Source organism: Salinivibrio siamensis (assembly GCF_001996005.1).
Lineage (GTDB): Bacteria > Pseudomonadota > Gammaproteobacteria > Enterobacterales > Vibrionaceae > Salinivibrio > Salinivibrio siamensis.
In genome coordinates, this window is the sequence record NZ_MUFB01000017.1 from 1 (window position 1) to 25,532 (window position 25,532).

At 49.8% G+C, this 25,532-nt stretch carries 29 protein-coding genes and 1 tRNA gene; 12 read left to right on the forward strand and 18 right to left on the reverse strand.

Annotation, left to right across the window (positions count from 1 at the left end):
• Positions 1–233 precede the first annotated feature (233 nt).
• From BZG73_RS10045 to BZG73_RS10065, 5 genes are all read left to right on the forward strand, one after another.
• Entirely contained in the window at positions 234–1,181 is a 948-nt protein-coding gene (locus tag BZG73_RS10045) for an endonuclease/exonuclease/phosphatase family protein (RefSeq protein ID WP_235606053.1), read from the forward strand.
• A 7-nt stretch (positions 1,182–1,188) separates the two neighbouring features.
• Entirely contained in the window at positions 1,189–1,686 is a 498-nt protein-coding gene (locus tag BZG73_RS10050) for a hypothetical protein (RefSeq protein WP_077668228.1), read from the forward strand.
• Positions 1,687–1,785: 99 nt separating this feature from the next.
• Positions 1,786–2,145, forward strand: a complete 360-nt coding sequence (locus BZG73_RS10055; RefSeq protein WP_077668229.1) for a hypothetical protein — start codon at positions 1,786–1,788, stop codon at positions 2,143–2,145.
• 10 nt (positions 2,146–2,155) lie between these two features.
• Positions 2,156–3,349: a site-specific integrase gene (locus tag BZG73_RS10060; protein WP_201247897.1), complete on the forward strand. Its 1,194-nt coding sequence runs from the start codon at positions 2,156–2,158 to the stop codon at positions 3,347–3,349.
• 92 nt (positions 3,350–3,441) lie between these two features.
• Positions 3,442–4,326: a DNA-methyltransferase gene (locus BZG73_RS10065; protein ID WP_077668231.1), complete on the forward strand. Its 885-nt coding sequence runs from the start codon at positions 3,442–3,444 to the stop codon at positions 4,324–4,326.
• 33 nt (positions 4,327–4,359) lie between these two features.
• On the opposite strand, the gene BZG73_RS10070 is transcribed toward BZG73_RS10065, so the two are convergent.
• From BZG73_RS10070 to BZG73_RS10080, 3 genes are all read right to left on the reverse strand, one after another.
• The gene (locus tag BZG73_RS10070) at positions 4,360–5,127 is read right to left on the reverse strand and encodes a hypothetical protein (RefSeq protein WP_077668232.1); all 768 of its coding nucleotides are present in this window, start codon (positions 5,125–5,127) and stop codon (positions 4,360–4,362) included.
• A gap of 1,089 nt (positions 5,128–6,216) precedes the next feature.
• Positions 6,217–6,292: transfer RNA gene (locus tag BZG73_RS10075), tRNA-Ile, on the reverse strand.
• Positions 6,293–6,446: 154 nt separating this feature from the next.
• Positions 6,447–6,665 (reverse strand): hypothetical protein, encoded by a 219-nt coding sequence (locus BZG73_RS10080; RefSeq protein WP_131825349.1) that lies wholly within the window; start codon positions 6,663–6,665, stop codon positions 6,447–6,449.
• 319 nt (positions 6,666–6,984) lie between these two features.
• Between BZG73_RS10080 and argF the strand changes: the two genes are divergently transcribed.
• The 3 genes from argF to pyrI all read left to right on the forward strand — a co-directional run bounded on the left by argF (position 6,985) and on the right by pyrI (position 9,615).
• On the forward strand, positions 6,985–7,992 hold the full coding sequence (argF, locus tag BZG73_RS10085; protein ID WP_077668233.1) for an ornithine carbamoyltransferase: 1,008 nt from the start codon (positions 6,985–6,987) through the stop codon (positions 7,990–7,992).
• A gap of 214 nt (positions 7,993–8,206) precedes the next feature.
• Positions 8,207–9,151 (forward strand): aspartate carbamoyltransferase, encoded by a 945-nt coding sequence (gene pyrB / locus BZG73_RS10090; RefSeq protein WP_077606048.1) that lies wholly within the window; start codon positions 8,207–8,209, stop codon positions 9,149–9,151.
• Positions 9,148–9,615 (forward strand): aspartate carbamoyltransferase regulatory subunit, encoded by a 468-nt coding sequence (gene pyrI / locus BZG73_RS10095; RefSeq protein WP_077606047.1) that lies wholly within the window; start codon positions 9,148–9,150, stop codon positions 9,613–9,615. Before pyrB ends, pyrI begins: the two co-directional genes overlap by 4 nt.
• A 130-nt stretch (positions 9,616–9,745) precedes the next feature.
• Here pyrI and sspB read toward each other — a convergent pair whose 3' ends face one another.
• The 8 genes from sspB to zapE all read right to left on the reverse strand — a co-directional run bounded on the left by sspB (position 9,746) and on the right by zapE (position 16,187).
• Positions 9,746–10,273: a ClpXP protease specificity-enhancing factor gene (sspB, locus tag BZG73_RS10100; protein WP_077639270.1), complete on the reverse strand. Its 528-nt coding sequence runs from the start codon at positions 10,271–10,273 to the stop codon at positions 9,746–9,748.
• On the reverse strand, positions 10,273–10,911 hold the full coding sequence (sspA, locus tag BZG73_RS10105; RefSeq protein WP_046073932.1) for a stringent starvation protein SspA: 639 nt from the start codon (positions 10,909–10,911) through the stop codon (positions 10,273–10,275). The genes sspB and sspA overlap by 1 nt, the downstream gene beginning before the upstream one ends.
• Before the next feature lie 87 nt (positions 10,912–10,998).
• Entirely contained in the window at positions 10,999–11,736 is a 738-nt protein-coding gene (locus BZG73_RS10110) for a cytochrome c1 (RefSeq protein ID WP_077668234.1), read from the reverse strand.
• Positions 11,733–13,001, reverse strand: a complete 1,269-nt coding sequence (locus tag BZG73_RS10115; protein ID WP_046073930.1) for a cytochrome b — start codon at positions 12,999–13,001, stop codon at positions 11,733–11,735. Before BZG73_RS10115 ends, BZG73_RS10110 begins: the two co-directional genes overlap by 4 nt.
• On the reverse strand, positions 13,001–13,591 hold the full coding sequence (petA, locus tag BZG73_RS10120) for a ubiquinol-cytochrome c reductase iron-sulfur subunit (RefSeq protein WP_046073929.1): 591 nt from the start codon (positions 13,589–13,591) through the stop codon (positions 13,001–13,003). The genes BZG73_RS10115 and petA overlap by 1 nt, the downstream gene beginning before the upstream one ends.
• A gap of 379 nt (positions 13,592–13,970) precedes the next feature.
• Positions 13,971–14,360, reverse strand: a complete 390-nt coding sequence (rpsI, locus tag BZG73_RS10125; protein WP_046073928.1) for a 30S ribosomal protein S9 — start codon at positions 14,358–14,360, stop codon at positions 13,971–13,973.
• A gap of 13 nt (positions 14,361–14,373) precedes the next feature.
• Entirely contained in the window at positions 14,374–14,802 is a 429-nt protein-coding gene (gene rplM / locus BZG73_RS10130) for a 50S ribosomal protein L13 (protein ID WP_046073927.1), read from the reverse strand.
• A 278-nt stretch (positions 14,803–15,080) separates the two neighbouring features.
• The gene (zapE, locus tag BZG73_RS10135; RefSeq protein ID WP_077668235.1) at positions 15,081–16,187 is read right to left on the reverse strand and encodes a cell division protein ZapE; all 1,107 of its coding nucleotides are present in this window, start codon (positions 16,185–16,187) and stop codon (positions 15,081–15,083) included.
• Positions 16,188–16,454: 267 nt separating this feature from the next.
• Here zapE and zapG point away from each other — a divergent pair, with 267 nt between their 5' ends.
• The 3 genes from zapG to degS all read left to right on the forward strand — a co-directional run bounded on the left by zapG (position 16,455) and on the right by degS (position 19,518).
• A complete protein-coding gene (gene zapG / locus BZG73_RS10140; RefSeq protein WP_069363320.1) occupies positions 16,455–16,862 on the forward strand; it encodes a Z-ring associated protein ZapG in 408 nt (135 codons plus the stop codon).
• A 71-nt stretch (positions 16,863–16,933) separates the two neighbouring features.
• Positions 16,934–18,298, forward strand: a complete 1,365-nt coding sequence (locus tag BZG73_RS10145; RefSeq protein ID WP_101494493.1) for a Do family serine endopeptidase — start codon at positions 16,934–16,936, stop codon at positions 18,296–18,298.
• 149 nt (positions 18,299–18,447) lie between these two features.
• Complete coding sequence (gene degS / locus BZG73_RS10150) at positions 18,448–19,518, forward strand: outer membrane-stress sensor serine endopeptidase DegS (RefSeq protein WP_077578668.1); 1,071 nt, start codon at positions 18,448–18,450, stop codon at positions 19,516–19,518.
• Between the two features lie 84 nt (positions 19,519–19,602).
• Here degS and murA read toward each other — a convergent pair whose 3' ends face one another.
• The 7 genes from murA to mlaF are packed head-to-tail and all read right to left on the reverse strand — an operon-like array spanning position 19,603 to position 24,178.
• Entirely contained in the window at positions 19,603–20,862 is a 1,260-nt protein-coding gene (murA, locus tag BZG73_RS10155) for a UDP-N-acetylglucosamine 1-carboxyvinyltransferase (protein ID WP_077668237.1), read from the reverse strand.
• A 9-nt stretch (positions 20,863–20,871) separates the two neighbouring features.
• Entirely contained in the window at positions 20,872–21,126 is a 255-nt protein-coding gene (gene ibaG, locus BZG73_RS10160) for a BolA family iron metabolism protein IbaG (RefSeq protein ID WP_077578666.1), read from the reverse strand.
• 2 nt (positions 21,127–21,128) lie between these two features.
• Positions 21,129–21,443, reverse strand: coding sequence for an STAS domain-containing protein (locus BZG73_RS10165; RefSeq protein ID WP_046073920.1), 315 nt, complete (start codon positions 21,441–21,443; stop codon positions 21,129–21,131).
• Positions 21,440–22,114: a phospholipid-binding protein MlaC gene (mlaC, locus tag BZG73_RS10170; RefSeq protein WP_046073919.1), complete on the reverse strand. Its 675-nt coding sequence runs from the start codon at positions 22,112–22,114 to the stop codon at positions 21,440–21,442. Before mlaC ends, BZG73_RS10165 begins: the two co-directional genes overlap by 4 nt.
• 5 nt (positions 22,115–22,119) lie before the next feature.
• Entirely contained in the window at positions 22,120–22,599 is a 480-nt protein-coding gene (gene mlaD, locus BZG73_RS10175) for an outer membrane lipid asymmetry maintenance protein MlaD (protein ID WP_046073918.1), read from the reverse strand.
• A gap of 2 nt (positions 22,600–22,601) precedes the next feature.
• Positions 22,602–23,381, reverse strand: coding sequence for a lipid asymmetry maintenance ABC transporter permease subunit MlaE (mlaE, locus tag BZG73_RS10180; RefSeq protein WP_369795692.1), 780 nt, complete (start codon positions 23,379–23,381; stop codon positions 22,602–22,604).
• Positions 23,381–24,178: a phospholipid ABC transporter ATP-binding protein MlaF gene (gene mlaF / locus BZG73_RS10185; RefSeq protein WP_046073916.1), complete on the reverse strand. Its 798-nt coding sequence runs from the start codon at positions 24,176–24,178 to the stop codon at positions 23,381–23,383. The genes mlaE and mlaF overlap by 1 nt, the downstream gene beginning before the upstream one ends.
• 385 nt (positions 24,179–24,563) lie before the next feature.
• Between mlaF and BZG73_RS10190 the strand changes: the two genes are divergently transcribed.
• On the forward strand, positions 24,564–25,526 hold the full coding sequence (locus BZG73_RS10190) for a calcium/sodium antiporter (protein WP_077668238.1): 963 nt from the start codon (positions 24,564–24,566) through the stop codon (positions 25,524–25,526).
• Positions 25,527–25,532 lie beyond the last annotated feature (6 nt).

The window sequence follows — 25,532 nt, forward strand, 5'->3', positions numbered from 1 at the left end:
TTTTCTAGATAGGTCATCGGTAAAAATCCACAACCCACCCCAAATAATCCTAAAATCGAACCGAAAGACCGGAATAGGACCGGATGAGCCACATCATCGACAACATGGCCGAAACTACATCGTGCAGAAAGTTAGGTTGGATAAGGCCTAGAGTACGATTACAGGGTCAGTCTGATGTGACCGACCCAGCGATCTGGGATTTGTGGTTGTTGAAATGTAAATAAAAAGGAGTAATGTATTTATCTTATTCGGCACACCATCTAGTTAAAGACCCTATGCGTTTACATCATTTGAAATTTGGTTGGTGGAATGTTTCTCTGACCCCCCCAAAAGCGAAGGGCAAGGGGACTCCCGAAAATTATCAACTAATATGTAATACCCTAGTTGAGACTCTCAAAAGTCACGAACTATCTCTCATAGCTATATGTGAAGTATCTTCAACAGATGTGGCGGAGATCGAGCGCTACTTAGATGGAACGCCTTACAAAGCCCTGTCTTTAGATCACAGCGTAGGAAACACTAGATACGATACTGCCGTTATTTATAACTCACTTACTGTAGCAGTATCACACTTAGAAGATTTAAAAAGGTTTCCACGAAATCAGACAATAAAAGTAGGTCAGGTTCTTCAAGTCGTTGATCGAAAAGACGGAGATAAGTTCAAGATAATTTTATGTCATTGGTCTAGTAGAATAGATACCAGTGGGGAACCTAAACGTCATATGGCTGCGCAGGGCCTATATGACGCTACCAGTGATATGATGCGTAAAAGTGATCATATTATTATTATGGGTGATTTTAATGCCCGCCCATATGATAAAGAGATGTTAGAGGGGCTTAAAGCCACAAGATGCCATGAGTCTGTTAGAAAGTACCCTACAGAGCTGTTCTACAATCCTTTCTGGCGAGATTTGTCACCAAAAGAAATTTACAACTATACAATGAAAGATAAAAAGCACTTTCCATCCGGTTCACATCGTTACAAGGACCGATACGGAGATTACTGGCATACATTTGATCAGATTATTTTTTCGGGGAACTTCATAGGGAATGGTGAATGGCACCTGAACGAGTCAACAACAGGAGCTTTGTCTAGTGAGTACCTTATATCCAGTATATTAGATAGTAAGTCTATCATTGATCACTTACCCGTAGTATGTGAAATAGTTAAGCATCCGTGAGGTTAATATGAGTTTCAAATTTCAAGAAAGTTTAATAAAGGGGCAGGAAGGGGCATCCCTTGTGAATAAAAACAAAAAAGAGCTTAAAGAAATATATACAGAACTTACTAATGCTTTAAGTGAACATTTCGGTTTCGAAGTGGAGCTAACTCCCCGGAAAGAGTTTAGAGATGTAGATTCCTCGAATACCTTGAGGGCGTTGGGAGCTGCTATTAATGCTTGGGCAAATCCTGAGAAGGTCGCAACTGGATACACTATTCTATCACTAGGTGTAGAGGGTGATAGCGTTAATAAACTAACACTATTTAAATACAAAGAAAGTGATGATGTTTATCCAGTGACTGTACTTTTTAATAAGGATAAATTTTTGTGTTACGATCAAGAAGAGTTCGCCGATGCAGTGAAAAAAGTACTTGAGAACTCTAGATTAAATTTAGAGTTAATAAATTTTAAGAGTAGTGTGGAACGCGCAAAGCAAGAATCATCAGCTTCAGAAGGTGAGTAAAAATCACACTTATTCATGCGGATAGCGGAGATACAAACCGAATCACCCGCATTAATAAACACATATTAACTCCATGATATCAATACCATGGAGTTCAATATGATTAAGCTAAACAATCTTCAACAAATCTCAATCCTACCTATCACCACCACCCTACAAGAACAAATCAAATCCATCCTCACCGAGCCATTTTACGATGAGGCAGAAACCCAACAGACATGGGATGAACTGCAATGTGAACTTTGGTTCCTCACATCAAAATCCGAACTCTCTACCGTCGTCGACGATATCGAAATGCTAAAGCGAGCGCTCACGTACAACGAATTCGAAGATGAGCTGGACTACGGAGCAGTACTCATCCTGAGCATTGTCGAGGACTCCGGGAAGGGTATCTACATGCTGATGCCTAAGACACTGCTCATCGAGTTACGCCAATACTTCTCCATTGAAAATGACTAAGGAGGCGGCGATGCAATCCCGAAAATTCAAATTCAATAAGCGCCAACTTGACGCACTACCACCAACGCCCACGACAAGCAAAAGTAAGGAAACGGAATACACAGACGAACTCTGTTCTGGCCTCAAGATGATCGTTAATCGCCAAGGCAGGAAGCGTTTCTTGTTCAGATATACCCTCCACGGAACCAAAAAATCCATCCAGCTAGGTGAGTATCCAGCGTTAGATGTCCCCACTGCTCGTCAGATTGCTAATGACCATAAACGGGAAATTGCTCTAGGCAATGATCCCAAGGCTGTTCGTGATGAGAAGCGCGACGTACTCACGTTCCAGGAGTTCTCTGAGCAGCATTACTTACCGTATGCAATGATGAATAAGCTCACAGCCAAAAGTGATGCGGGCAGCCTCAAGCTACACTTCTATCCGAAATGGGGTAAGAAACTCCTCACTGATATCGGACAGCAAGATATTCAGAAGTTGTTGGACGGGTTACTCGAAGGTAGAAAACCCGCAACAGTGAACCGTCTGCGCTCGCTAGTACTTCGTATGTTCAGATTGGCTATGGAATGGGGGTATGTAGATTCTAATCCTGGTCAGTACATCAGGAAGTTGAAGGAAAACAATGTTCGTCAACGATTCCTATCACGAAACGAGGTTTCAGCCTTCATCAAAGCTTGTGACGAAGAACCTAATCGCACCCAAGCTAATGCCCTCAAGTTTGCACTGCTAACAGGGATGCGGATCGGAGAAATCACTAGTTCGAAATGGGAGTGGCTTACCGTCGACGACGACGGTAACTGGAATCTATTTCTACCCCATACTAAGTCAGGGCTGTCGAGAACGGTCCTGCTCAACCATCTAGCTAAGGAAGTCATCCATGATCAAAGACAATTTCAACAACCGAAGAACCCCTATATCTTTGCCGGAGATGCGCCCGGTAGACCTATCGCTCATCCGAAGAAGGCATTTGCTCGGATCAAGAAAGCTGCCGGGATTACTGACAACTTCCGAATTCATGATTTGAGACACAGCTTTGCATCAATACTGATTAACTCAGGCAACGCAACGCTCTATGATGTACAGCATTTGCTGGGACATCAGTCGCCTCAGACTAGTACTAGGTATGCGCATCTTGCTTCTAGTAGGTTGAGAGAGGTGAGCGCTAATATCTCAGAACTTGTACAAGGTGTTACTTTACCTAAGTAATCCCCCTTTGATTCTTGCACATTATAGGTGGTCACATTGTGCTACAATCGGCGACCACCCTGTATAGCCTGTTTTTATTTTAAGAGTTTCCAATGAGTACAGACGTATATCCGCATATAGAACAACAGCATATGATGCAAAATGAGTACAGGGACAGATTGATCATTGCAGATTCAAGGCAAGCACTCACGCAAGTCCCGGATAAGACATTTCAAATGTGCGTTACCTCCCCTCCGTACTGGGGGTTACGTGACTACAATATGAACGGTCAGATCGGTGCGGAAGAAACGATTCATGAGTTTATTAGCGACCTAGTTGCAATTTTTAGAGAGGTAAGACGAACCTTAAAAGATGATGGAATCCTTTGGTTGAATATTGGTGATTCATACACTAGCGGGGGGAGAACTTGGCGAGACAAAGACAAGAAGAACCCGGCTCGAGGTATGAGCTATCGGGCCTCAACACCGGATGGTTTGAAACCTAAAGATCTAATAGGTCTTCCATGGCGGTTGGCACTAGCACTTCAGGATGACGGTTGGTACTTGAGGTCTGACAACATATGGTATAAGCCGAATTGTCAACCTGAGTCAGTAAAAGATCGTCCAACTCGTTCTCATGAATATGTGTTTTTGCTGTCGAAAAGTGAGAAGTATTACTACGACTATGAATCGGTTAAAGAACCCGCTATTGATGGTAAAAAGGTGAGAAACCGACGTACAGTGTGGAAAGTTAGAACCAAGCCATTCAAGGGGGCTCACTTTGCTGTTTATCCGCCCGAACTAGTTGAGATTTGTATTAAAGCCGGGAGTAAAGAGGGCGATATTGTTTTGGACCCGTTTTTTGGTTCAGGAACAACTGGAGTTGTTAGCCGTTCACTGGGACGATCATACTATGGTATAGAGCTTAACTCTGAATACGCAATGATCGCTGAAGAGCGACTCCAACATACGGAAAATCAAGTTGAAATTAGAATATAAAAGGAGCTTTGCTCCTTTTCTTCTAATGTTAATTTACACATCGAATTCCCATGTAGCATGCAGAATACAGCGTTCCTTGATTATACTTTTAATTTGTAACTTCCTTTCACCGCCTCCATCAAAGTAAAGTGAAAAAAGTTTTGTTTTTCCTTCTACTACATAGCAGTACCCCGGCTTTGGATTCTGACGACTGTCAAATTTCATTTCGAACCAACCATCTTGACATGTTATAAGAAGAGTTTTTGGTATTTCTATAAGTTCGTAGTAATGGCTATATTCGCTATTTGCTTTTCGCCCTGGTAAGTATCTCAAAACTAGTATCCTCTCGTACCCTTGTAAATGAGATAAAAATTCCTTTCTCAATTCAGTGAGAACTGTTTCATCTTGCCCCCAGTTTGGATTTTTGCCTAGCTCCATCCATTTGCTGATATGTATGAAATGGAAATTGGTCGACTTTCCAGCCTGGGTCTTTAGAGAATAACGTTCTCCATTAATTGTTATATCATGCCCAGGGTTCCCTATAGTTGCTAATTGTGCCTTTCTTCCGCTTTTATCCGCTGCTAAATTAATTGCCTCCTCTAACCCATACTCAAAATGTATTTTTGAATATGGAGAGTTTGTTAGATGAGTATGAATCATGATTTTTGAGCCAAGGTAAGCAACAGCTTTTTGACTTAGAACTGAGTTAAAATCACGGTCATTATATGATTTAAAACGACACCGGCTACCTAGTGTCCGCTTGATATTTACAATTACATCATCTGTACATTGAGTAATTATCTCTGAAGGAATAAAGCTCATGATTACAAAAACCTACAGGGGTGTTAAAAGTGTAGGCATTGTACATTATCGGTTCTTTCAACACCCACCTAAAATCCCAGATCGCTGGGTCGGTCACATCAGACTGACCCTGTAATCGTACTCTAGGCCTTATCCAACCTAACTTTCTGCACGATGTAGTTTCGGCCATGTTGTCGATGATGTGGCTCATCCGGTCCTATTCCGGTCTTTCGGTTCGATTTTAGGATTATTTGGGGTTGTGGATTTTTACCGATGACCTATCTAGAAAATTTTCGGGAGTCCCCTTGCCCTTCGCTTTTGGGGGGGTCAGAGAAACATTCCACCAACCAAATTTCAAATGATGTAAACGCATAGGGTCTTTAACTAGATGGTGTGCCGAATAAGATAAATACATTACTCCTTTTTATTTACATTTCAACAACCACAAATCCCAGATCGCTGGGTCGGTCACATCAGACTGACCCTGTAATCGTACTCTAGGCCTTATCCAACCTAACTTTCTGCACGATGTAGTTTCGGCCATGTTGTCGATGATGTGGCTCATCCGGTCCTATTCCGGTCTTTCGGTTCGATTTTAGGATTATTTGGGGTTGTGGATTTTTACCGATGACCTATCTAGAAAATGTATCTTGTGACCTTGTCTACGTTGAAGGTACTTATACCAGCATCATGCTCAACAGTAAGGTGCTGGTACTTAGGATTAGATTTCGATGACAGCTAACGTAAGGTACACATTGATGGCCGATTACCGCTAAGGGTAATCGGCCATCAATGTGTACCGTTTTCTCCTTACAGACCTACCCAAACATCCATGCCTTTATAGTAACTGTATCCGATTAGTAGGCTGTTGATTATATTGATATGTATTCAGCGGGACAGTTAAGGAGTGAGTACCCGCTCTGATTCACGCTATACAGGTTAGAGAAGCCTCAACGGGGGTAGATAGAAGATGTGCCCCTGTGATGATGACTTGAAGTGTTCATGTGGTTGCGAACAGACCAGAGCTTACCGGAAGTAATTGCGGACCGGATATAGACCGGACTAGAACGAAAAAAGGCTTACGGATTTCTCCATAAACCTTTCGAAATTTGGTGGCCCCTCCCAGACTTGAACTGGGGACCAATCGATTATGAGTCGACTGCTCTAACCACTGAGCTAAGGGGCCGAATGGAATGGGATTATAGGGGAAGGCTCACAGGGTGTCTAGCTGTAAGGGGGGCGAATTCAGTATGCTTTTTGAGCACTTAGCGTGCTGCGGGATAAACAAGCGCCGCCAATGTGGCGGCACTCACGCTTTGCTTGCTTAGGAGGTGACCGCCTTATTGCATGGCGGGGTCTTGGCTGTCTTCAGCCGGCCAGGTGCTGTTGTCGTCTTCTGGCATTGGTTGCGTGTCGCAATCCGTGCCGCCGTCTGGGCAGGTTACCACGGGTTGGTCGCCTTGTGGTTGGCTGGCTTCGTTGGCCATCGCGGGGCCGGCGAGACCAACCATCATCATGAGTGCGCTAAGAGTCAGTGCTTTGTTTTGTGTTTTCATCATGTTCTCCTTCCTAGTATTGTCGTTGCCCTTGAGGACATAAACACTATCTCGCACTCATCGCGCGGCCCTGTCATTCTCCCGCTATAAGGCAGTAAAAGGATTGTCTAGTTTGTCGCCAATTTATCAGCATTGTCAGTGCTTGATTAAATCCCCCTCCCGCGGTCAGAAAACCATCAAAACGGTGTGTTATTGGTCAATTTATGGCCTTTACGCTCGGATTTGTCGCTTGCATATTGCTAGCACGCGCTTTACCATCAAAGAATAATTAAACACAAATATCGATTTAATATTCATTTTAGTGGGTTATTTAGGGATAGATATGAAAAGCGACCTCTACCAGCAATCACTGCTCACCTTACTCGACTTGTCACCTCAGCAAATCCACGATCTGATTGATGATGCCGCCGCACTTAAAGCGGCCAAAGCTCGCGGTGAGGAAACGCCGCAGCTAACAGGCAAAAACATTGCGCTGATTTTTGAGAAAACCTCGACCCGTACGCGCTGTGCCTTTGAGGTGGCGGCGTTTGATCAAGGCGCGCAGGTCAGTTATCTCGGCCCTAGCGGCACCCAAATTGGCCATAAAGAAACCATGAAGGATACCGCGCGGGTATTAGGGAGAATGTACGATGGCATTCAATACCGTGGCTTTGGCCAAGAAGTGGTCGAGGCGCTCGCCGCGCATGCCGGGGTGCCAGTATGGAATGGCTTAACCGATGATTTTCACCCTACCCAGGTGTTGGCCGATCTGCTCACCATGCAAGAGCACAGTGACAAACCGCTTGATCAAATCGCGTTTGCGTATGTGGGAGATGCGCGCAACAACATGGGCAATTCGCTATTGGTCGGTGCGGCGAAAATGGGCATGGATCTGCGCCTGATTGGCCCCAAAGCCTATTGGCCTGAGGCTGATTTGATTGCCGCCTGCCAAGATGTCGCCGCCAATACCGGCGCGACGATCACCTTAACCGAAGACACCGCAGCGGTGAACGGCTGTGATTTTGTGTACACCGATATCTGGGTGTCGATGGGTGAGCCCGAATCGGTCTGGGCGCAGCGCGTGGCCGATCTCACCCCTTATCAGGTTAACCCCAGTTTGATGGCCGCCACCGCGAATCCACACGCTAAGTTTATGCACTGTTTGCCTGCCTTTCATAACGATGAGACTGGTGTGGGTAAACAAATCGCCGATCAATACGGGCTTAATGGCTTAGAGGTGACCGACGCGGTGTTCGAATCTGAGCAGTCGATCGTCTTTGACCAAGCAGAGAACCGTATGCATACCATCAAGGCTGTGATGGTTGCCACACTCGTCAACGCAAGCACGTAAACGATTGCACTTTTGCTTGCACGACATAAATAGGGGCGTATAATTCGGCCAGATTTCACTACACGGCCAGAAGTTATGTTGGTTATTCCACCCACAAACAGCGATTTATCCGCCCCATTGCGGGACGGTATCCGCATTGGTCGTGATCGTAAAAACCTCCGTTTCGGAGGTTTTTTTTTGCCTGTAGCACACTGCAAAGAAAGGGACTCGCGTTATGGCCAATACGCTTTATAACAAACATATTATTTCCATTCCCGAGCTCAGCCGCGACGAGCTGGAGTTAATCGTCGCCACGGCGGGCGAGCTAAAAGCGCGCCCTAACCCGACGCTGTTGAAGAATAAAGTGATTGCCAGCTGCTTTTTTGAGGCGTCGACGCGCACACGTTTGTCGTTTGAAACCGCGATTCAGCGCCTTGGCGGCTCAGTGATCGGCTTCCCCGACGGTGGCAATACCTCGTCAGGTAAAAAAGGCGAAACCTTGGCCGACTCAGTGCGGGTGATTTCTTCGTATGTCGATGGCTTTGTGATGCGCCACCCCAAAGAAGGCGCAGCGCGGTTGGCCTCGGAGTTCTCTGAAGGTGTGCCTGTAGTGAACGGTGGTGATGGCGCTAACCAGCATCCAACCCAAACCCTGCTCGACCTGTTCTCGATTTACGAAACCCAAGGCCGGCTCGATAACCTCAACATTGCCATGGTGGGCGATCTGAAATATGGCCGAACCGTGCATTCACTGACGCAAGCCTTGTCAAAATTCGAGGGTAACCGCTTTTTCTATATCGCCCCGGATGCCTTGGCGATGCCTGAGTATTTGTTAGATGAGCTGACTGCCGCGGGCCACCCGTATAGCCTGCACAGTAGCATCACCGATGTGGTGCCTGAGCTGGATGTATTGTATATGACGCGGGTACAAAAAGAGCGCTTTGATGAATCAGAGTATGCGCACATTAAAGCGGCGTTCATTTTAAATGCGGGGATGCTGCGTGATGCCAAACCCAACATGAAGGTGATGCATCCCCTGCCCCGTGTGGATGAAATTACTGTGGATGTCGATAAAACCCCGCACGCCTATTACTTTGAGCAAGCTGAGAACGGCGTCTATGCGCGAGAAGCCCTGCTGGCACTGGTATTAAACGAACAGGTTGAAGGAGTTGCAAAATGAGCACGGATAACAAACTACAAGTTGAAGCCATCTGTCACGGCACGGTGATCGATCATATTCCCGCGCACATTGGCTTTAAGATCTTAAACCTGTTTCAAATGCACGGCAGCGATCAGCGGATCACCATTGGCCTTAACTTGCCATCGTCGGCGTTAGGCTGCAAAGATCTGATCAAAATCGAGAACGTGGTGATCAGCGAAGATCAGGCCAGCCAACTCGCGTTGTACGCCCCACAGGCAACCGTGAATCAAATTGAAGATTACCAAGTGGTCGCTAAGTTGCCGCTGACCTTGCCTGAGGTGATTCAAGGCGTGTTCCGCTGCCCAAACTCTAACTGTATTACTCACGGGGAGCCGGCGGTTGATAGCTCATTCCGCGTGCTGAGTGAAGCAGACGATGTGAAGTTGCGCTGTAAATACTGTGAGAAAGTGTTCTCGCGCGAGATCATGACCGAGCGTCATTGATTCAGACGCCGTACATTGAGGGCGTCGAGTCGGGCGCCTTTTCTGTGCGGCAGGCCCCTGCGCATAAAAAAAACCAGCACTTGGGTGCTGGTTTTTTGTGTCTAACCTTCAGGTAGAACTTGCGACGCGGTTATTTCACCACGGTTAGCGTCGGCTTGCCTTTTTTGCTTGGCGTAGCCGGCGTGTCGTCTTCGTCATCGGCTTGCGGCAACGCGTCTGGGTCGTCAACGCTGTCAACCGACACCAAAGGCGGCTCGTCGTCGTCTTCTACCTCGCTGGATGAGGGAGATTGTTCAAACATTTCCTCCTCATCGGCCTGCGCGTAGGCGGGCTCCATATCAAACATGGTGCCGGCACCATTTTCACGCGCATAGATGGCGAGCACTGCGGCCATAGGCACCAGCACTTGTTGAGGCTTGCCACCAAAGCGGGCATTAAAGCACACATGGTCGTTGCTAAGCTCTAAGTTTCCCACCGCACGCGGGGCAATGTTGAGAACAATTTGTCCGTCTTTGACGTAGTCAAACGGGACTTGTACCCCAGGTAACGTCGCGTCCACCACCATGTGTGGGGTGAGATCGTTATCCAGTAACCAATCATAGAACGCGCGAACCAAATAGGGGCGGCGTGGTGTCATCGCAAATTCTGATGTAGACATTATTGACCTGTTAGTCGCATTTCACGTTCAGCTTCTGTCAGTGAGGCGAGAAACGAATCACGCTCAAACAGACGCGTCATGTAGTCTTTTACTTGCTTCGCGCCTGGGCCAGTTAGCTCAATACCCAGTGCCGGCAAACGCCACAGCAACGGGGCTAAGTAGCAATCCACCAAGCTAAACTCTTCGCTTAGGAAGTAGGGATCTTCGGCAAATACCGGTGCCAGCGCCAGAAGCTCTTCACGCAGCTGCTTACGCGCTTTGTCGGCGTCGTCAGCACTGCCTTCCATAATTTGGTCAACCAAGGTATACCAGTTGCGCTTGATGCGATACATCATCAAACGACTTTGTGCACGGGCAACAGGGTATACCGGCATCAATGGCGGGTGAGGGAAACGCTCATCCAAGTATTCCATGATGATATCCGCGTTGTACAACGCTAACTCACGGTCTACCAAGGTTGGAACAGAGTTATAAGGATTTAAGTCAACCAGATCTTCTGGCAGATTATTCGGATCCACCAGCTCGATTTCTACACTGACACCTTTCTCTGCGAGGACGATGCGTACCTGATGACTATAGAGATCAGATGCGTCAGAGAATAACGTCATCACCGAGCGTTTATTGGCAGCAACAGCCATCAACCCCTCCAGGATGTTCAATAACAATAGAAAGCAATGGGGACTTAAAGTCCCCATTGCGGATTAGCAACACACTAGATTAACCGATCAGTGCACATCGCGCCAATATTCTTTCTTGAGGAAGTACGCCAAAATCAAGAATACCACGAAGAAACCAATCACCCACCAGCCCAGTTGCTGGCGCTCTAGCTTCACAGGTTCCCCTGAATATTCAAGGAAGTTAACCAGATCGCGCACCGCATTATCGTACTCGCTGGCACTGAGTTCGCCGTTGCCGTCAGACTTGAGACCCACAAACTCTTCCACCGGCTCACCGTCCACCATACGTGTTTCGTACACTTTACGGGGTGTGCCTTGCAGCTCTTCAAGCACGTGTGGCATACCCACGTTCGGGAACACGGTGTTGTTCACGCCAAATGGGCGAGATGGGTCGACGTAGAACGAACGTAAATAGGTATATAGCCAGTCCACACCACGCACACGTGCCACCAAAGTCAGATCGGGAGCGGGTGCACCGAAGTACTGCGCGCCCGCCTCTTGCGTCATGGCGTTTTTCATCAACTCGCCGTAATCGGCATTCTTGTCGACAATCAGGTTGTCTTCCATCAAGTCTTTAGGAATATTGAGATCTTCGGCCACACGCTGATAACGCTGATACTGCGTAGCATGGCAACCAAAACAGTAGTTCATGAACAGTTTGGCGCCACGTTGCAATGAGGCTTTGTCCGTCAAATCATTGTTGGCTTTGTCCAAGTGGACATTGCCACCGGCGGCCATCGCCAAAGAGGGCAACAGCGCGCACAAGATTACAATCCATTTTCTCATTTGAATGTCACCCTCTCTGGTAGCGGTTTTGTTGCCTCATTTTTGCTGTAGAAGAACAACAGCACGAAGAACATGAAGTAACAGAAGCTGAAGATCTGCGCCAGCAAGGTGTACGTTGGGGTTGCTGGCAACGCGCCCAGAATACCCAGAGCAATAAAAGCAATCACAAATTGGACGATGTTCGCCAAGTGCAGCTTGCTGCGGTAGCGGTATGAGCGCACACGGCAGCGGTCAAGCCACGGTAGGATGAACAGCATCACAATCGACGCGCCCATGGCAATAACACCAATTAGCTTGTCTGGGATCGCACGCAAAATCGCGTAGAACGGCGTGAAGTACCAAACAGGGGCAATGTGCTCAGGGGTCTTCAGCGGGTTAGCCGCTTCAAAGTTGGGTGGCTCAAGGAAATAACCGCCCATTTCGGGATTAAAGAAAATCACGTAGGCGAACAAGATGCCGAACACACCCACACCAATCAAATCTTTCACTGTCCCGTAAGGGTGGAAAGGAATCGAATCAATGATCTTATATTTCTTGGTGTAATCCGGGTGGAACTTGAACTGTGACTGCTGGCCATCGTCATCTGCCTCACCTTTCGGTAGTTTAGTGTCGATACCATCCGGGTTGTTTGAGCCCACTTCGTGCAGTGCAAGCACGTGCAATGCCACCAACAGCAAGAGCACAATCGGCAGTGCAATCACGTGGAGAGCAAAGAAACGGTTCAAGGTCGCGCCAGAGACAACGTAGTCACCACGAATCCACAGTGTTAGGTCATCACCAATCACTGGGATGGCCCCGAACAAGGAGATGATAACCTGTGCGCCCCAGTACGACATTTGTCCCCATGGCAGCAGATAGCCCATAAAGGCCTCAGCCATCAGCACCAGGAAGATCAGCATACCAAATAGCCATAACAGCTCACGTGGCTTTTGGTAGGAGCCGTAAATCAGGCCACGGAACATATGCAGATAGACCACCACAAAGAAGGCCGAGGCCCCGGTGGAGTGCATATACCTCAAGAGCCAGCCGTACTCCACATCACGCATGATGTATTCAACAGACGCAAATGCGCCTTCCGCTGAAGGTACGTAGTTCATGGTTAGCCAAATCCCAGTAAGAATTTGGTTAACCAGAACCAGCATTGCGAGCACCCCAAACATATACCAGAAGTTGAAGTTCTTCGGCATGGGGTACTCAGTCATGTGTTTGCGATACGCATTCATCGCTGGAATGCGTTTCTCAACCCAGTTCAGCAAGTTTTCCATTACGCAGTCCCCTCATCTTGTCCCACGAGTACCCGTTTGTCGTCCAAGTACATGTAAGGTGGAACGACCAGGTTTAGTGGTGCAGGTACGCCTTGGAATACGCGTCCTGCCATGTCAAATTTGGAACCATGACACGGACAGAAGAACCCGGCTTTCACCCCACTCACTTGCTCACTGAAACTGTCAGGCAGGTAGGTTGGCGAACAACCTAGATGGGTACAGATACCAACCGCGACAAAAATTTCAGGTTTAATAGAGCGGGTCTGGTTGGCTGCGTATTCTGGCTGTTGCGGCTGTGCCGAACCGGGATCACGAAGCTGGTCCTCGAAGCTAGACAGCTCTTCGACGACCGCGTCACTACGACGCACGATCCATACAGGTTTTCCTCGCCACTCAACACGGATCATTTGTCCGTCTTGTAGCTTACTGATATCGACTTCGACAGGCGCGCCCGCCGCTTTGGCTTTCGCGCTTGGGTTCCAAGACTTAATAAAAGGTACGGCAACTGCTACGGCCCCTAAACCGCCAACAACTGACGTCGTCGCAGTCAGGAAACGGCGTCGGCCGGTATTCACTGGCGCATTGCTCATCCAACATTCTCCCATGTGCTCCCGCTTGGATTTTTATTGTGTCCTTTGCGTCCATGGAGCGTACGGCTTACTTAAAAACGAATATGTAATAACGGCTGACTGGGATCAGTTCGATTAAATCTTAGCTGCTATTACGTCGGCTAGATGATAGAGAAAACCCTACTTTTTGACAAGATAAAGCTACCTTTTTGTAACAAATGTGAGCGGTGTGCACAGAATTGAGGAAAGGGTAATAAAAATGTTGGAAAGTGAGTGCTTATACACTGTTTTGAAAGGAAATAAATGAGTATTGCACCCAAGAATGACGGATAAATTGATGGATAAAAAAAGCCTGGCGTTGCCACCAGGCTTTTTGCAGCAAATCTGACTGGAACGTCGATTAACGCTTCGAGAACTGCGGGCTGCGACGTGCTTTGCGTAGACCCACTTTTTTACGCTCAACGCGACGAGCGTCACGCGTAACAAAGCCAGCTGCACGTAGCGCAGGACGTAGTGACTCGTCATACTCCATCAGGGCACGAGTGATGCCGTGACGGATTGCGCCAGCTTGACCAGAGATACCACCACCAGAAACGGTGATGTACAGGTCTAGCTTCTCGGTCATTTCTACCAGCTCAAGCGGCTGACGAACGACCATGCGAGCGGTTTCGCGACCGAAATAAGTCTCGAGAGAACGCTTGTTGATCTCGATGTTACCGCTGCCCGGCTTGATGAAGACACGCGCTGCGGAGCTTTTGCGACGGCCGGTGCCGTAGTATTGTTCTGCCATTGCTTTATTCCTCTTAGATGTCTAGTACTTGCGGTTGTTGTGCCGCGTGCTTGTGCTCAGAACCTGCGTAAACTTTCAGTTTACGGTACATAGCACGACCTAGAGGACCGCGTGGCAACATACCTTTAACGGCTTTTTCAATAACCAGTTCAGGTTTTTCCGCGATCAGTTTTTCAAAGCTGATTGACTTGATGCCACCAATGTAGCCAGTGTGGCTGTAGTACATCTTGTCAGACTTCTTGCGGCCAGTAACAGCCACTTTCTCAGCGTTGATAACAACGATGTAGTCACCGGTGTCAACGTGAGGAGTGTATTCTGGCTTGTGCTTGCCACGCAGACGCGTTGCAATTTCAGTGGCCAGACGGCCCAGCGTTTTGCCTTCAGCGTCTACAACGAACCAGTCGCGTTTTACAGTTTCTGGTTTAGCAACGAAAGTTTTCATGCTAATGATTACCCGATTAATAAGTTTCACTTCAGGAGCCTAAGCTCCCACTGTTAAGCGCCCATACATCACCCCTTCGAGTGGTGGTACACTCGGCCTAAGCCTTTCAACAGTAACGGTGGGTCGCGAGATTATAGGGAAGAGTGGAGAAAAAATCACCTCCTTTTGGCAAAAAAATTCGGTGGATTTTTTTCAGTTGGTGATTGTTTGGCTACTGCACACCATTGTGTTGCGGGACGCGCGCCGTTAGCGAGCTTGCGCCCCGCGTTCTATCCGATTTAGGGCAAATGCGGCAACGCAAGATAGTCATGGCTTTGCATCTCAATGAGGCGTGATTGGCAGCGCCTAAATTCAAACGCCAACCGTTCGCCTTGATAGAGGCTATCCATGGGTACCGCCGCCGAGATGATTAGCTTCACGCTACGCTCGTAAAACTCATCCACCAAGGCAATAAAGCGCCGTGCGGCGTCGTCTTGCGCCCCGGTTAGCTGAGGCATATCAGCCAGCAGCACCGTATGGTAAAGGCGTGCCAGCTCCATGTAGTCGGTTTGACTACGTGCCGATTGGCAAAGCTCAGCAAAACTAAAGTGCACCACGCCGTCGCCATTTTCGAGGGTTTGCAGCGGCCGATGATTCACTTCAATCACATCCTGTTTCACCCCGCCCTCGCCATTGAGCTTTTTAAAGTAGGCATGCATTTGCGCGGTGGCGGCGTCATCTAAAGGATGATGAAAGATCTCCGCTTGCTCTAGCGTGCGTAAGCGGTAATCAACCCCTGAGTCGACATTGACCACCTCACAATGCTGATTAATCAAGGCGATCGCAGGTAAAAAACGCGCACGTTGCAATCCATTCCAATAAAGCTCATCCGGCACGATGTTGGAGGTGGCCACTAGGGTAATACCACGCGCAAATAGGGCTTCCATTAAGGTGCCCAAAATCATCGCATCGGTGATGTCAGAGACAAAGAACTCATCAAAGCACAATACTCGGGTTTCTTGAGCAAACTTATCAGCGATTTGTGGCAGAGGGTCAACCTCGCCGTCCAGGGTTTTGAGCTCTTGGTGAACGCGATGCATAAAGCGGTGAAAGTGCATCCGCATCTTGTTTTCAAACGGCAAAGCGTGGAAAAACGTATCCATTAGGTAGGTTTTGCCGCGCCCCACCCCACCCCAGAAGTATAAGCCTTTTACTGGGGTCACTGGCGCGGGTTCGCGCTTACGCCAAGGCAGCCAGCTGCGCTTTTCGGGCATGGTGGGGACAATGGGATTGGCGACCAAGCGATGGTAGAGATCATCGAGTTTCTCCACTGCCATACGCTGCGCCGGGTCTTCAATAAAATCGTTGTGGGTCAGATCGTTATTATAATGCTCGAGTGGCGTCATTCCGTGAAAGCCTCATTGGTTATCGCCTCGCACGCATAGTAACACGCCCCGTGAAAACGTCACACGTCGGGCGTCACCGCGCACAACAGACCAAACACGTAAGACAGTATCCCAAGCGGAAAGCGACGTGTATAGTGAGCTAAATCTTCCCTTGCTGAGTCATTGGGGAATGTACGATATTATTAGGTAGGCAAGTGATTTTACTTGTCTTGACTGACCCGTCAGTGGTATCTGTGGACAGTCAACTTGTGACTACAAGGAGCAGTTATGGCCTGGATTAATAGCCTGATCTTTCTCGTCATCGGTATCGCGGTAGGCTTCTTTATTGCCCGCATGACGACGCGCGATCTGAAACAACAAAAAAACATGAAAAGGGAGCTAGAAAAGTCACGTTACGAGCTGGAGCAATATCGCCAAGAGTTGGTGGATCATTTTGCCCAAAGCGCAGAGCTGCTCGATACGCTATCCAAAGATTACAACAAGCTCTATCAGCACATGGCAAAGACCTCGACCGATTTGATGCCGAATTTGCCCGATCAGGACAATCCATTTGCTAAACGGCTGGGTAAAATCACCGAAGTGAAAGCCGAAACAACCAGTGAGCCGCCCAGAGACTACTCAGGCAGTGCCTCAGGGCTGCTCAAAAGCGGTGAAGGTTCACGCGCGACGAGTTGATGGAGGATTGAACTTTTTCAGATTGCCCCCACTCTCACTTCATACCTCGACAATCGGAGTGTGAGTCTATGATGAAGAAGTCTTTACTAGCGATGAGTATCGCCGCGCTGACTCTTGGCGCGGCCTTTTCCCCTCTCCCAAGCCACGCTGCCCTACCGCAAACCGTAAACGGCGAAGCCATGCCGAGTTTGGCACCCATGTTGGAGAAGGTCTCTCCGGCCGTCGTCAGTATTGCCGTTGAAGGCAATAAAGTCGCGAAGCAGCGTATTCCAGAAGCCTTTCGTTTTTTCTTTGGCCCCAATCTACCGCCCGAACAATCCCAAGAGCGCCCATTTCGCGGATTAGGCTCGGGAGTGATCATTGATGCGGATAAAGGCTATATCGTCACCAACCACCATGTGATTGATGATGCTGACCAAATCCGAGTACAACTCAAAGATGGTCGCGAGTACGATGCTACCTTGATTGGCAGTGACGAAATGTCTGACATCGCCCTCCTCCAGTTGGATGAAGATGCCAATAACCTCACACAGATCCCACTGGCCAACTCTGACGAACTCCGCGTGGGCGATTTTGCGGTGGCGATTGGTAACCCGTTTGGACTGGGACAAACCGTTACATCAGGGATCATCTCAGCACTGGGACGCAGTGGTTTGAATTTGGAAAACTTTGAGAACTTTATTCAAACCGATGCGGCGATCAACAGTGGTAACTCGGGGGGCGCCCTGGTGAACCTTAATGGTGAGTTGATGGGGATCAACACCGCCATTTTAGGCCCCAATGGCGGGAACGTCGGGATTGGCTTTGCGATTCCGGTGAATATGGCGAAAAGCCTGGTCGATCAAATTATCGAGTATGGCTCGGTGCGCCGTGGCATGCTGGGTGTCACCGGGCGCGAGCTAACATCGGAGCTCGCCGATGCCTTTGGTCTTGCCACGCAACACGGCGCGTTTGTTAGCCAGGTGATGCCGGAATCGGCCGCGGAAGAAGCGGGGTTAGAAGCCGGTGACATCATCGTCTCGGTCAACGGCAAAAGTATTCGCAGCTTTGGTGAATTACGCGCCAAAATTGCCACCTTGGGCGCGGGCAAGCCTGTCACCTTGGGGGTTATCCGTGACGGTGAAAACCTAGAAATGGACACTACCCTCAAAGAAGCGAGCCAGACGCAAACCAAGGCCGATAACTTACACAAAGCCCTCACCGGTGCCGAGCTGAAAAATCACGACACCGAGCCGGCAGGGGTAGAAGTGACGGCCATTGAAGAAGGTTCACTCGCCGCGCGCTACGGGCTGCGTGAGGGGGATGTAATTGTCGGCCTCAACCGCCACAAGATTGAGAACCTCGGCGATTTGCGCAAGTTGCTTGAAGACAAGCCCAGCGTGTTAGCGCTCAATATCGTCCGCGACAACAGTTCCTTGTATCTGGTGATCCGCTAGTCCGCGCACGCGCGCCTGGCGCACACCGATTGATGCCTGCCTCCTCGGCAGGCATTTTTTTGCCCAGAGCGCGGTGATGATTTCCCCAACCCTCGCTGACAATGCTATTCTCTAGCTCCGCGTTAAGTTGCTTGAGGATGGCATTATTTATGCTGGCGTTATTGATTCGCTCTGTGATTATTGGCTTGGTGACGGCTGCCTTATTGTTGGTGGCGGTGCCGGACTTACGCTCGGGTCTGCTATCAGGCTTTTCAATTGCAGACAGCATCGAGGACGATCCCGTGGAGCTGGTGTCGTTTAATTACGCGGTTAAGCGCGCATCGCCGGCGGTGGTCAATATTTACACCCGCAACTACACCGGCAACGAACGATTAGCCCTCAACACTCAGGGGTTAGGCTCTGGGGTGATCATGAGCGCCAAAGGCTATATTGTTACTAACTACCACGTGGTCGCCGAGGCCGATCAGGTGATTGTGGCTTTGCAAGATGGCCGTATTTTTACCGCCCAAATGGTGGGCAAAGATCAACGCACCGACTTAGCAGTGATCAAGGTACAAGCCGATAACTTACCCGTGATCCCGGTCAACGAGCGTTATCAGCCTGCGGTGGGCGATACGGTGCTCGCGATTGGCAACCCCTATAACCTCGGCCAAACCACCACTTATGGCATTATTTCCGCGACTGGGCGTACCGGGATGAGCTTTTATGGCCGCCAAGACTTTTTACAAACCGATGCCGCAATTAACCGGGGCAACTCCGGCGGCGCCTTGGTCAACAGTCGCGGCGAGTTAGTGGGGATTAATACCGCCTCGTTCCAGCAAGCCACCGATTTGGAAACCTACGGCATCTCCTTTGCTATCCCCTACGGCTTGACCGAGAAGATCATGAATAAACTGATTGCCGATGGCCGAGTGATCCGAGGCTATATCGGGATTGATGGACGCGATGTCAACCCAGTGATGGCGCGATTGCTGGATGCCGAGCAGCAACGAGGCGTCATGGTGTCTGGTGTTGACCAAGGGGGACCGGCGGATAAAGCGGGGATCCAACCGCAAGATTTAATCATTAAGATTGATGGTCAGTCCGTACGCGGGGCGCGCAGTGCCATGGATATGGTCACCGATACTCGCCCAGGCTCAACGCTAGATGTGACCCTTATTCGTGATGGTGAGACCCTGACACTGCCGGTCAAAGTGGGCGATGAAAGGCAGCGCCGCTAATACAATCGCTCTCGACGCTTATCGCGTCACGCTATAAAAAACGCCAGCAAGATGCTGGCGTTTTTGTGTCGAGTGAGAGGCAGGTTACTCCGCGTCAATCCGCTCTATTTTGGCTCCCAAGGCTTGGAGTTTATCCTCGATACGCTCATAGCCTCTATCGATATGATAAATCCGATCAACAATGGTCTCACCTTTGGCAATGCAGCCAGCAATCACGAGGCTTGCTGAGGCGCGTAAGTCGGTGGCCATCACCTGTGCCCCGCTTAAGCTGTCGGTATCACCACAGATCACTGTGTTGCCCTCAATTTCTGCATGTGCGCCCATGCGCTGCAGTTCAGGCACGTGCATAAAGCGATTTTCAAAGATGGTTTCGGTGATAATGCCCGTGCCTTTTGCCACCAAGTTGAGCAAGCTAAATTGGGCTTGCATATCGGTCGGAAAGCCCGGATGTGGCGCCGTGCGCACATTGACCGCTTTTAGCTCGCGATCGGTCATGTCGAGCTCAATGAAGTCATCACCGGTCACCACTTTAGCCCCCGCCTCTTCGAGCTTGTGCAATACCGCTTCGAGCAACTCCGGCGAGGTATGACGGCAGACAATATGCCCGCCAGACACGGCCGCGGCGACCAAGAAGGTGCCGGTTTCAATCCGATCGGCCACGACTGAGTGCTTGCCGCCGCCGAGGCGCTCCACCCCTTCAATTTCAATCCGGTCAGTGCCTGCACCTGACACCTTCGCGCCCAGCATATTGAGGAACTTCGCGGTATCAACAATCTCTGGCTCACGGGCGGCATTTTCGATCACTGTGGTACCGTCAGCCAAGGTGGCTGCGCTCATGATGGTGACCGTCGCGCCAACGCTGACTTTGTCCATCACAATATGCGCCCCTTGCAAGCGGCCATCCACGGTCGCGCGCACATAGCCCTCATCCAAGGTGATGGTGGCACCGAGTTGCTCTAGACCATTGATGTGCAAGTCGACCGGGCGGGCACCGATGGCACAGCCACCAGGCAATGACACTTCGCCTTTACCAAAACGCGCCACTAAGGGCCCTAACGCCCAAATAGACGCGCGCATGGTTTTGACCAAATCATAAGGGGCACACAGCTCAGTAATGTCACTGGCATCGACATGCACAGAGCCGTTGCGATTAACCTTGGCACCTAAGCGAGATAACAGTGCCATAGTGGTATCAATGTCACGCAGCTTAGGGACATTCGCCACTTCGACCGGCTCTTCGGCCAGTAGTGAAGCAAATAAAATCGGGAGGGCGGCATTTTTCGCGCCGGAAATGGCCACATCACCTTTTAGCGGGCCATTGCCCGTCACTCGAAACTTTTGCATCAGACCCTCTTACAACTGCATCAGCTTTTTATCGCGCGCCCATTCAGCTGGGGTCATCGCTTTAATACTGACGGCATGGATATCATTGCGTGCAATATGCGCCATCAGCGGTGCATAAATCGTTTGTTGCTTTTTCACACGTGACATCCCGTCAAACATCTCTGCCACGGCAATCACTTCAAAGTGGCTGCCATCGCCTTTCACGTGCAGCTCGTCCACTGACAAAGCTGCCTCTAAAATGGCTTTAACTTCGCTTGCTTCCACGTTTAAACCCCTTTTTGATGCTCAGCATCGTCCAAAAATGTCTCTACATTGCTCAGCGATAAGAGCAACTTAAGTTGCTCTGGCACCCCTTGATAACGCACCTGTTGCCCTTTCTCACGCAGTTGCTTATCCAGGTGTAGCAACATCGCCATGCCGGCGGAATCTACACGTGATAGCGCGCTTAAATCCAGGCTCAAGGCAGTGTCAGTGGGGAGCCACTGGTCACGCTGGCGCCAAAAGTCAGGCACTGTGTCACGATCTAGCCGCCCTGACAAGTGATACTGTTGCCCGTCGCCGGCGGTGAAGCTCACGCTCATGAGGCGTCCTGCTTTTGTTTGTCTTCGCGACGGATGGGGCGTTCAGCCAAGGTTTTTAATTGCTCAATGACTGAATCAATACCATCGCGACGTAGCGGTGCTTTCCATTCCGACTGCTTAGACTGGATCATACTCACGCCCTCGGCGGTGACGTCATAGGCTTGCCAATTTCCTGTCCGAGTATTTTTACGTAAGCTAAAGTCGAGGCGAATCGGTGGCCGTGACGGATCGGTAATATCGACCCGCACTTTGACAATCTTATCGTCAGGGGCAATCGGCTGATCTTTTTGTACCTCGACATCTTGGTCATCGTACTCAAGCAAGATCTGCGCGTAAGAGGCAATCATGTATTCCGTGAATGCCTCGGTAAAGGCGTCACGCTGCGCGGGCGTGGCTTTGCGATAGTACTGCGCGCCCAACACCAGTGATGCGGCATACCGAGTATGAATATAAGGCAGTAACTCATCTTTGACCACATCACGCAGCAAGTCAGGATCAGCGCGGAATAAGGTGCGGTCTTTACGCAGGCGGGTAAAGGTGTTGTCCGCCACTTGCTCGATGAGCTGATAAGGGTTGGATTGATCAACCGGCTCGCTCGCCTGTGCCACAGTGCCAAGGCTTGAAACCAGCAGGCAAACGGCGCTGCTCAGTGCGATCCATGTCTTTTTCATGCTGTTTACTCCTTGTCACCAACGCTATAGAGGAACTGACCAATCAAATCTTCGAGTACCAGTGCCGATTTGGTGTCCTGAATCTTGTCGCCGGCGTCTAAATAGCCAATACCCAGCGCTTCATCCACGAAACCTGGGGTGATACCAATGTACTGTTCACCCAATAAACCTGCGGTATAAATCGATGCCGAGCTTGATTCCGGAAAACGTCCGGCGTCAGCATTGATTTGCAGGGTGACTTGGGGGACATAAGTCTCGGCGTCCAACGCAATGTCGGTCACTTGGCCAACGGTCACGCCACCCACTTTGACCGGTGAGCGCACTTTTAAGCCACCAATATTGTCGAACTCAGCGGTTAGCGTGTAAGTATCCGCCCGTCCCCAACGCTGGACATCGGCCACTTGAAACGCCAAGACCAATAACGCTGCAATGCCAGCAATGACAAAACAACCTACCCAAAATTCTGTTTTACGACTCTGTTGCATGATTAATTCCCAAACATGAGTGCAGTAAGGACAAAGTCTAGGCCGAGCACGGCCAACGATGAATGTACCACAGTACGCGTGGTGGCGCGGCTGATCCCTTCCGATGTCGGCGTGGCATCATAGCCGTTAAAAAGCGCAATCCAGGTCACAGCCACCGCAAACACCACACTTTTTATCAGTGCGTTGCCCACGTCATAGCCCAGATCGACCGACGCTTGCATCACCGACCAGAAACTGCCGTGGTCAATGCCTTTCCAGTCGACGCCGACCAGCTCGCCGCCCCAAATGCCCACCAGCATAAAAATCACTGCCAGCAGTGGCATGGCAATCACACCCGCCCAAAAGCGCGGTGCTATCACTCGGCGTAGCGGGTCAACCGCCATCATCTCTAGGCTTGATAACTGCTCGGTGGCTTTCATTAAGCCAATTTCTGCGGTCAGTGCTGACCCAGCTCGGCCAGCAAACAGCAAGGCGGTCACCACAGGGCCAAGCTCACGTAGCAGCGACAACGCCACCATTTGTCCAAGGCTGGTTTCCGCGCCAAAGTCTGACAACACCAGATACCCTTGCAAGCTCAGCACCATACCAATAAACAGGCCAGAGACCATGATGATCGCCAGTGAGCGAACCCCGACCGAATAGAGCTGCTTGACCAATAGCGGGAAGGTTTTGCTCGGTTGCGGACGGCCAATCAGTGCGCCTGTCATCACAAAGGTTGCGCGGCCCATGGATTCGGCCACGCGCATGGCCCGGCGGCCCACGTCTTCGATGTGTGTTCTGATCACCGGAAAATCTCCTGCGTTAACTCGCCAGCGGGATAGCGAAAAGGTACCGGCCCATCAGCATGCCCTTCTAAAAACTGTTTTACCCACGGGTCAGGATTGTCACGCAGCGATTGGGGCGAACCACTGGCAATAATGCGGCTATCGGCGAGCAAATATACCTGATCGGCAATACTCATGACCTCTGGCACATCGTGCGAAACCACCACACAGGTCAATCCCAGTGCTTGGTTAAGCTGACGAATCAAGGTCACCAGCACCCCCATGGTGATCGGATCTTGGCCGACAAAGGGCTCATCAAACAAAATCAATTCAGGGTCAAGCGCAATCGAGCGTGCAAGAGCTGCTCGACGTGCCATACCGCCCGATAAATCACTGGGCATTAATCCTTGCGCGCCACGTAAGCCCACCGCTTCTAGCTTGAGCATCACGATGGTGTGAATAAGCGACTCGTCCAAGTCGGTATGTTCGCGCAGCGGGAAAGCGACATTATCAAACACCGACATATCGGTGAATAACGCCCCTGATTGGAACAGCATGCTCATACGCTGACGGACTTCAAACAACTTGCGTCGTCCTAGGGAAGGAATAGCGTGGCCATCAAACACAATCTCGCCCGCATCGGGTTTAAGCTGACCGGCAATCAAACGCAGCAAGGTGGTTTTGCCTATCCCTGATGGCCCCATGATCGCGGTTACTTGGCCACGTGGCACTTGCAAATCAATATTGTCAAAAATGCATCGATTGCCCCGTGAGAAGGTCATCCCACTGATATCTATCAGGCTCTGTGCTGCCATGGCCGCATCTCATGGTTAGAAAGGAACAAAATTAAGTGGCTGATAATAAGGCGTCACCCACCCTAACACAAGCCACGCCGCACCTCAGCGCCCACAGGACGTGACTTATCCCTGATAATAGCAGCTTATCTTCGCTTTTCTTGTCAGACATAGGTCAGCTTACGTCCGACTAATGTAACGCTGCCATTCATAGCGACTGTTTCACGATGACTGTTTCATGGCGACCATTTCATGGCGACCGTTTCACGGCGACAACCCTCATGTTGATGAATGAAATCACCGATTTCATCGCTAAAGCACGGGCTTTTCGCTTCACATTTACCCCGTTAGCCGTCAGAATTGCACCTCATTTGTACCCAATCAAAAAACGCAAAGGATAGGTGTCATGGTCATAGCGGTTGCCATACTCATTGTTGGACTCATCGTGCTAGTGTGGAGTGCCGACCGATTAGTGTTCGGCGCGGCAGCAATCGCGAAAAACTACGGGGTCTCTCCGCTGGTGATCGGGATGACTATTTTGGCCATGGGCTCCTCTGCCCCAGAGATGATGGTCTCGGCCAACGCCGCCTTAGCGGATAAAACCGACACCGCCGTGGGTAATGTGTTGGGCTCCAACATCGCTAATATTGCGCTGATCCTCGGTTTCACCGCACTGATCAAGCCCCTTTCTATTGGCTCGACTATTATTCGTCGCGAGCTGCCTCTGATGCTAGGGGTCACCGTATTGGCTGGGGTGCTGCTTTGGAACAACCACCTGGGCTTTTTTGAAGGCGTGGGGCTGTTCACCCTGTTTGTGATTTTCATCCTAATGATGCTAAAAATCGGCAAAGACTCGGGTGGCACCGATCCAATACTGGCCGACCAACAATCGGATATTCCTAATGATGTCAGTAACCTGAAAGCGGTGCTGTGGATCATCATTGGTTTGCCATTGCTGCTGGTCTCTTCCGATCAAGTGGTTGACTCGGCGGTGACCATCGCGCAGTACTTTGGCATGAGCGATTTGGTGATCGGCTTGACCATCATCGCCATTGGCACCAGCTTGCCTGAGCTCGCCGCGTCGATAGCGGGGGTAATGAAAGGGGAAGATGATTTGGCCGTCGGCAATATTATCGGCTCAAACGTGTTCAATATTCTCGCGGTGATGGGGATCCCAGGATTACTCAACCCCTCAGAGATCAGTGAGTATGCCATGAGCCGCGATTATTATATTATGTTGGTGCTTTCCATCATGTTACTGATTTTTGCGCTCGGTAAATCACGTAGCATCAACCGCATTGAAGGCGCTGTTTTTCTCCTTTGTTATATCGGCTATCAAGGCTACCTGTTTGTTAACGCAGCAGCCTAAACGGAC

What these genes read in the sequence shown, in the direction of transcription:
- argF (WP_077668233.1), top strand. Translation starts at nt 6,985, where the DNA reads ATGAAAAGCGACCTCTACCAGCAATCACTGCTCACCTTACTCGACTTG.
- BZG73_RS10190 (WP_077668238.1), top strand. Translation starts at nt 24,564, where the DNA reads ATGGTCATAGCGGTTGCCATACTCATTGTTGGACTCATCGTGCTAGTG.
- BZG73_RS10110 (WP_077668234.1), bottom strand. Translation starts at nt 11,736, where the DNA reads ATGAGAAAATGGATTGTAATCTTGTGCGCGCTGTTGCCCTCTTTGGCG.
- pyrB (WP_077606048.1), top strand. Translation starts at nt 8,207, where the DNA reads ATGGCCAATACGCTTTATAACAAACATATTATTTCCATTCCCGAGCTC.
- rpsI (WP_046073928.1), bottom strand. Translation starts at nt 14,360, where the DNA reads ATGGCAGAACAATACTACGGCACCGGCCGTCGCAAAAGCTCCGCAGCG.
- mlaC (WP_046073919.1), bottom strand. Translation starts at nt 22,114, where the DNA reads ATGAAAAAGACATGGATCGCACTGAGCAGCGCCGTTTGCCTGCTGGTT.
- murA (WP_077668237.1), bottom strand. Translation starts at nt 20,862, where the DNA reads ATGCAAAAGTTTCGAGTGACGGGCAATGGCCCGCTAAAAGGTGATGTG.
- sspA (WP_046073932.1), bottom strand. Translation starts at nt 10,911, where the DNA reads ATGGCTGTTGCTGCCAATAAACGCTCGGTGATGACGTTATTCTCTGAC.
- BZG73_RS10080 (WP_131825349.1), bottom strand. Translation starts at nt 6,665, where the DNA reads ATGATGAAAACACAAAACAAAGCACTGACTCTTAGCGCACTCATGATG.
- BZG73_RS10055 (WP_077668229.1), top strand. Translation starts at nt 1,786, where the DNA reads ATGATTAAGCTAAACAATCTTCAACAAATCTCAATCCTACCTATCACC.
- petA (WP_046073929.1), bottom strand. Translation starts at nt 13,591, where the DNA reads ATGAGCAATGCGCCAGTGAATACCGGCCGACGCCGTTTCCTGACTGCG.
- BZG73_RS10145 (WP_101494493.1), top strand. Translation starts at nt 16,934, where the DNA reads ATGAAGAAGTCTTTACTAGCGATGAGTATCGCCGCGCTGACTCTTGGC.
- mlaD (WP_046073918.1), bottom strand. Translation starts at nt 22,599, where the DNA reads ATGCAACAGAGTCGTAAAACAGAATTTTGGGTAGGTTGTTTTGTCATT.
- BZG73_RS10060 (WP_201247897.1), top strand. Translation starts at nt 2,156, where the DNA reads ATGCAATCCCGAAAATTCAAATTCAATAAGCGCCAACTTGACGCACTA.
- BZG73_RS10065 (WP_077668231.1), top strand. Translation starts at nt 3,442, where the DNA reads ATGAGTACAGACGTATATCCGCATATAGAACAACAGCATATGATGCAA.
- BZG73_RS10070 (WP_077668232.1), bottom strand. Translation starts at nt 5,127, where the DNA reads ATGAGCTTTATTCCTTCAGAGATAATTACTCAATGTACAGATGATGTA.
- zapG (WP_069363320.1), top strand. Translation starts at nt 16,455, where the DNA reads ATGGCCTGGATTAATAGCCTGATCTTTCTCGTCATCGGTATCGCGGTA.
- BZG73_RS10165 (WP_046073920.1), bottom strand. Translation starts at nt 21,443, where the DNA reads ATGAGCGTGAGCTTCACCGCCGGCGACGGGCAACAGTATCACTTGTCA.
- sspB (WP_077639270.1), bottom strand. Translation starts at nt 10,273, where the DNA reads ATGTCTACATCAGAATTTGCGATGACACCACGCCGCCCCTATTTGGTT.
- BZG73_RS10050 (WP_077668228.1), top strand. Translation starts at nt 1,189, where the DNA reads ATGAGTTTCAAATTTCAAGAAAGTTTAATAAAGGGGCAGGAAGGGGCA.
- pyrI (WP_077606047.1), top strand. Translation starts at nt 9,148, where the DNA reads ATGAGCACGGATAACAAACTACAAGTTGAAGCCATCTGTCACGGCACG.
- BZG73_RS10115 (WP_046073930.1), bottom strand. Translation starts at nt 13,001, where the DNA reads ATGGAAAACTTGCTGAACTGGGTTGAGAAACGCATTCCAGCGATGAAT.
- degS (WP_077578668.1), top strand. Translation starts at nt 18,448, where the DNA reads ATGCTGGCGTTATTGATTCGCTCTGTGATTATTGGCTTGGTGACGGCT.
- zapE (WP_077668235.1), bottom strand. Translation starts at nt 16,187, where the DNA reads ATGACGCCACTCGAGCATTATAATAACGATCTGACCCACAACGATTTT.
- mlaF (WP_046073916.1), bottom strand. Translation starts at nt 24,178, where the DNA reads ATGGCAGCACAGAGCCTGATAGATATCAGTGGGATGACCTTCTCACGG.
- rplM (WP_046073927.1), bottom strand. Translation starts at nt 14,802, where the DNA reads ATGAAAACTTTCGTTGCTAAACCAGAAACTGTAAAACGCGACTGGTTC.
- BZG73_RS10045 (WP_235606053.1), top strand. Translation starts at nt 234, where the DNA reads ATGTATTTATCTTATTCGGCACACCATCTAGTTAAAGACCCTATGCGT.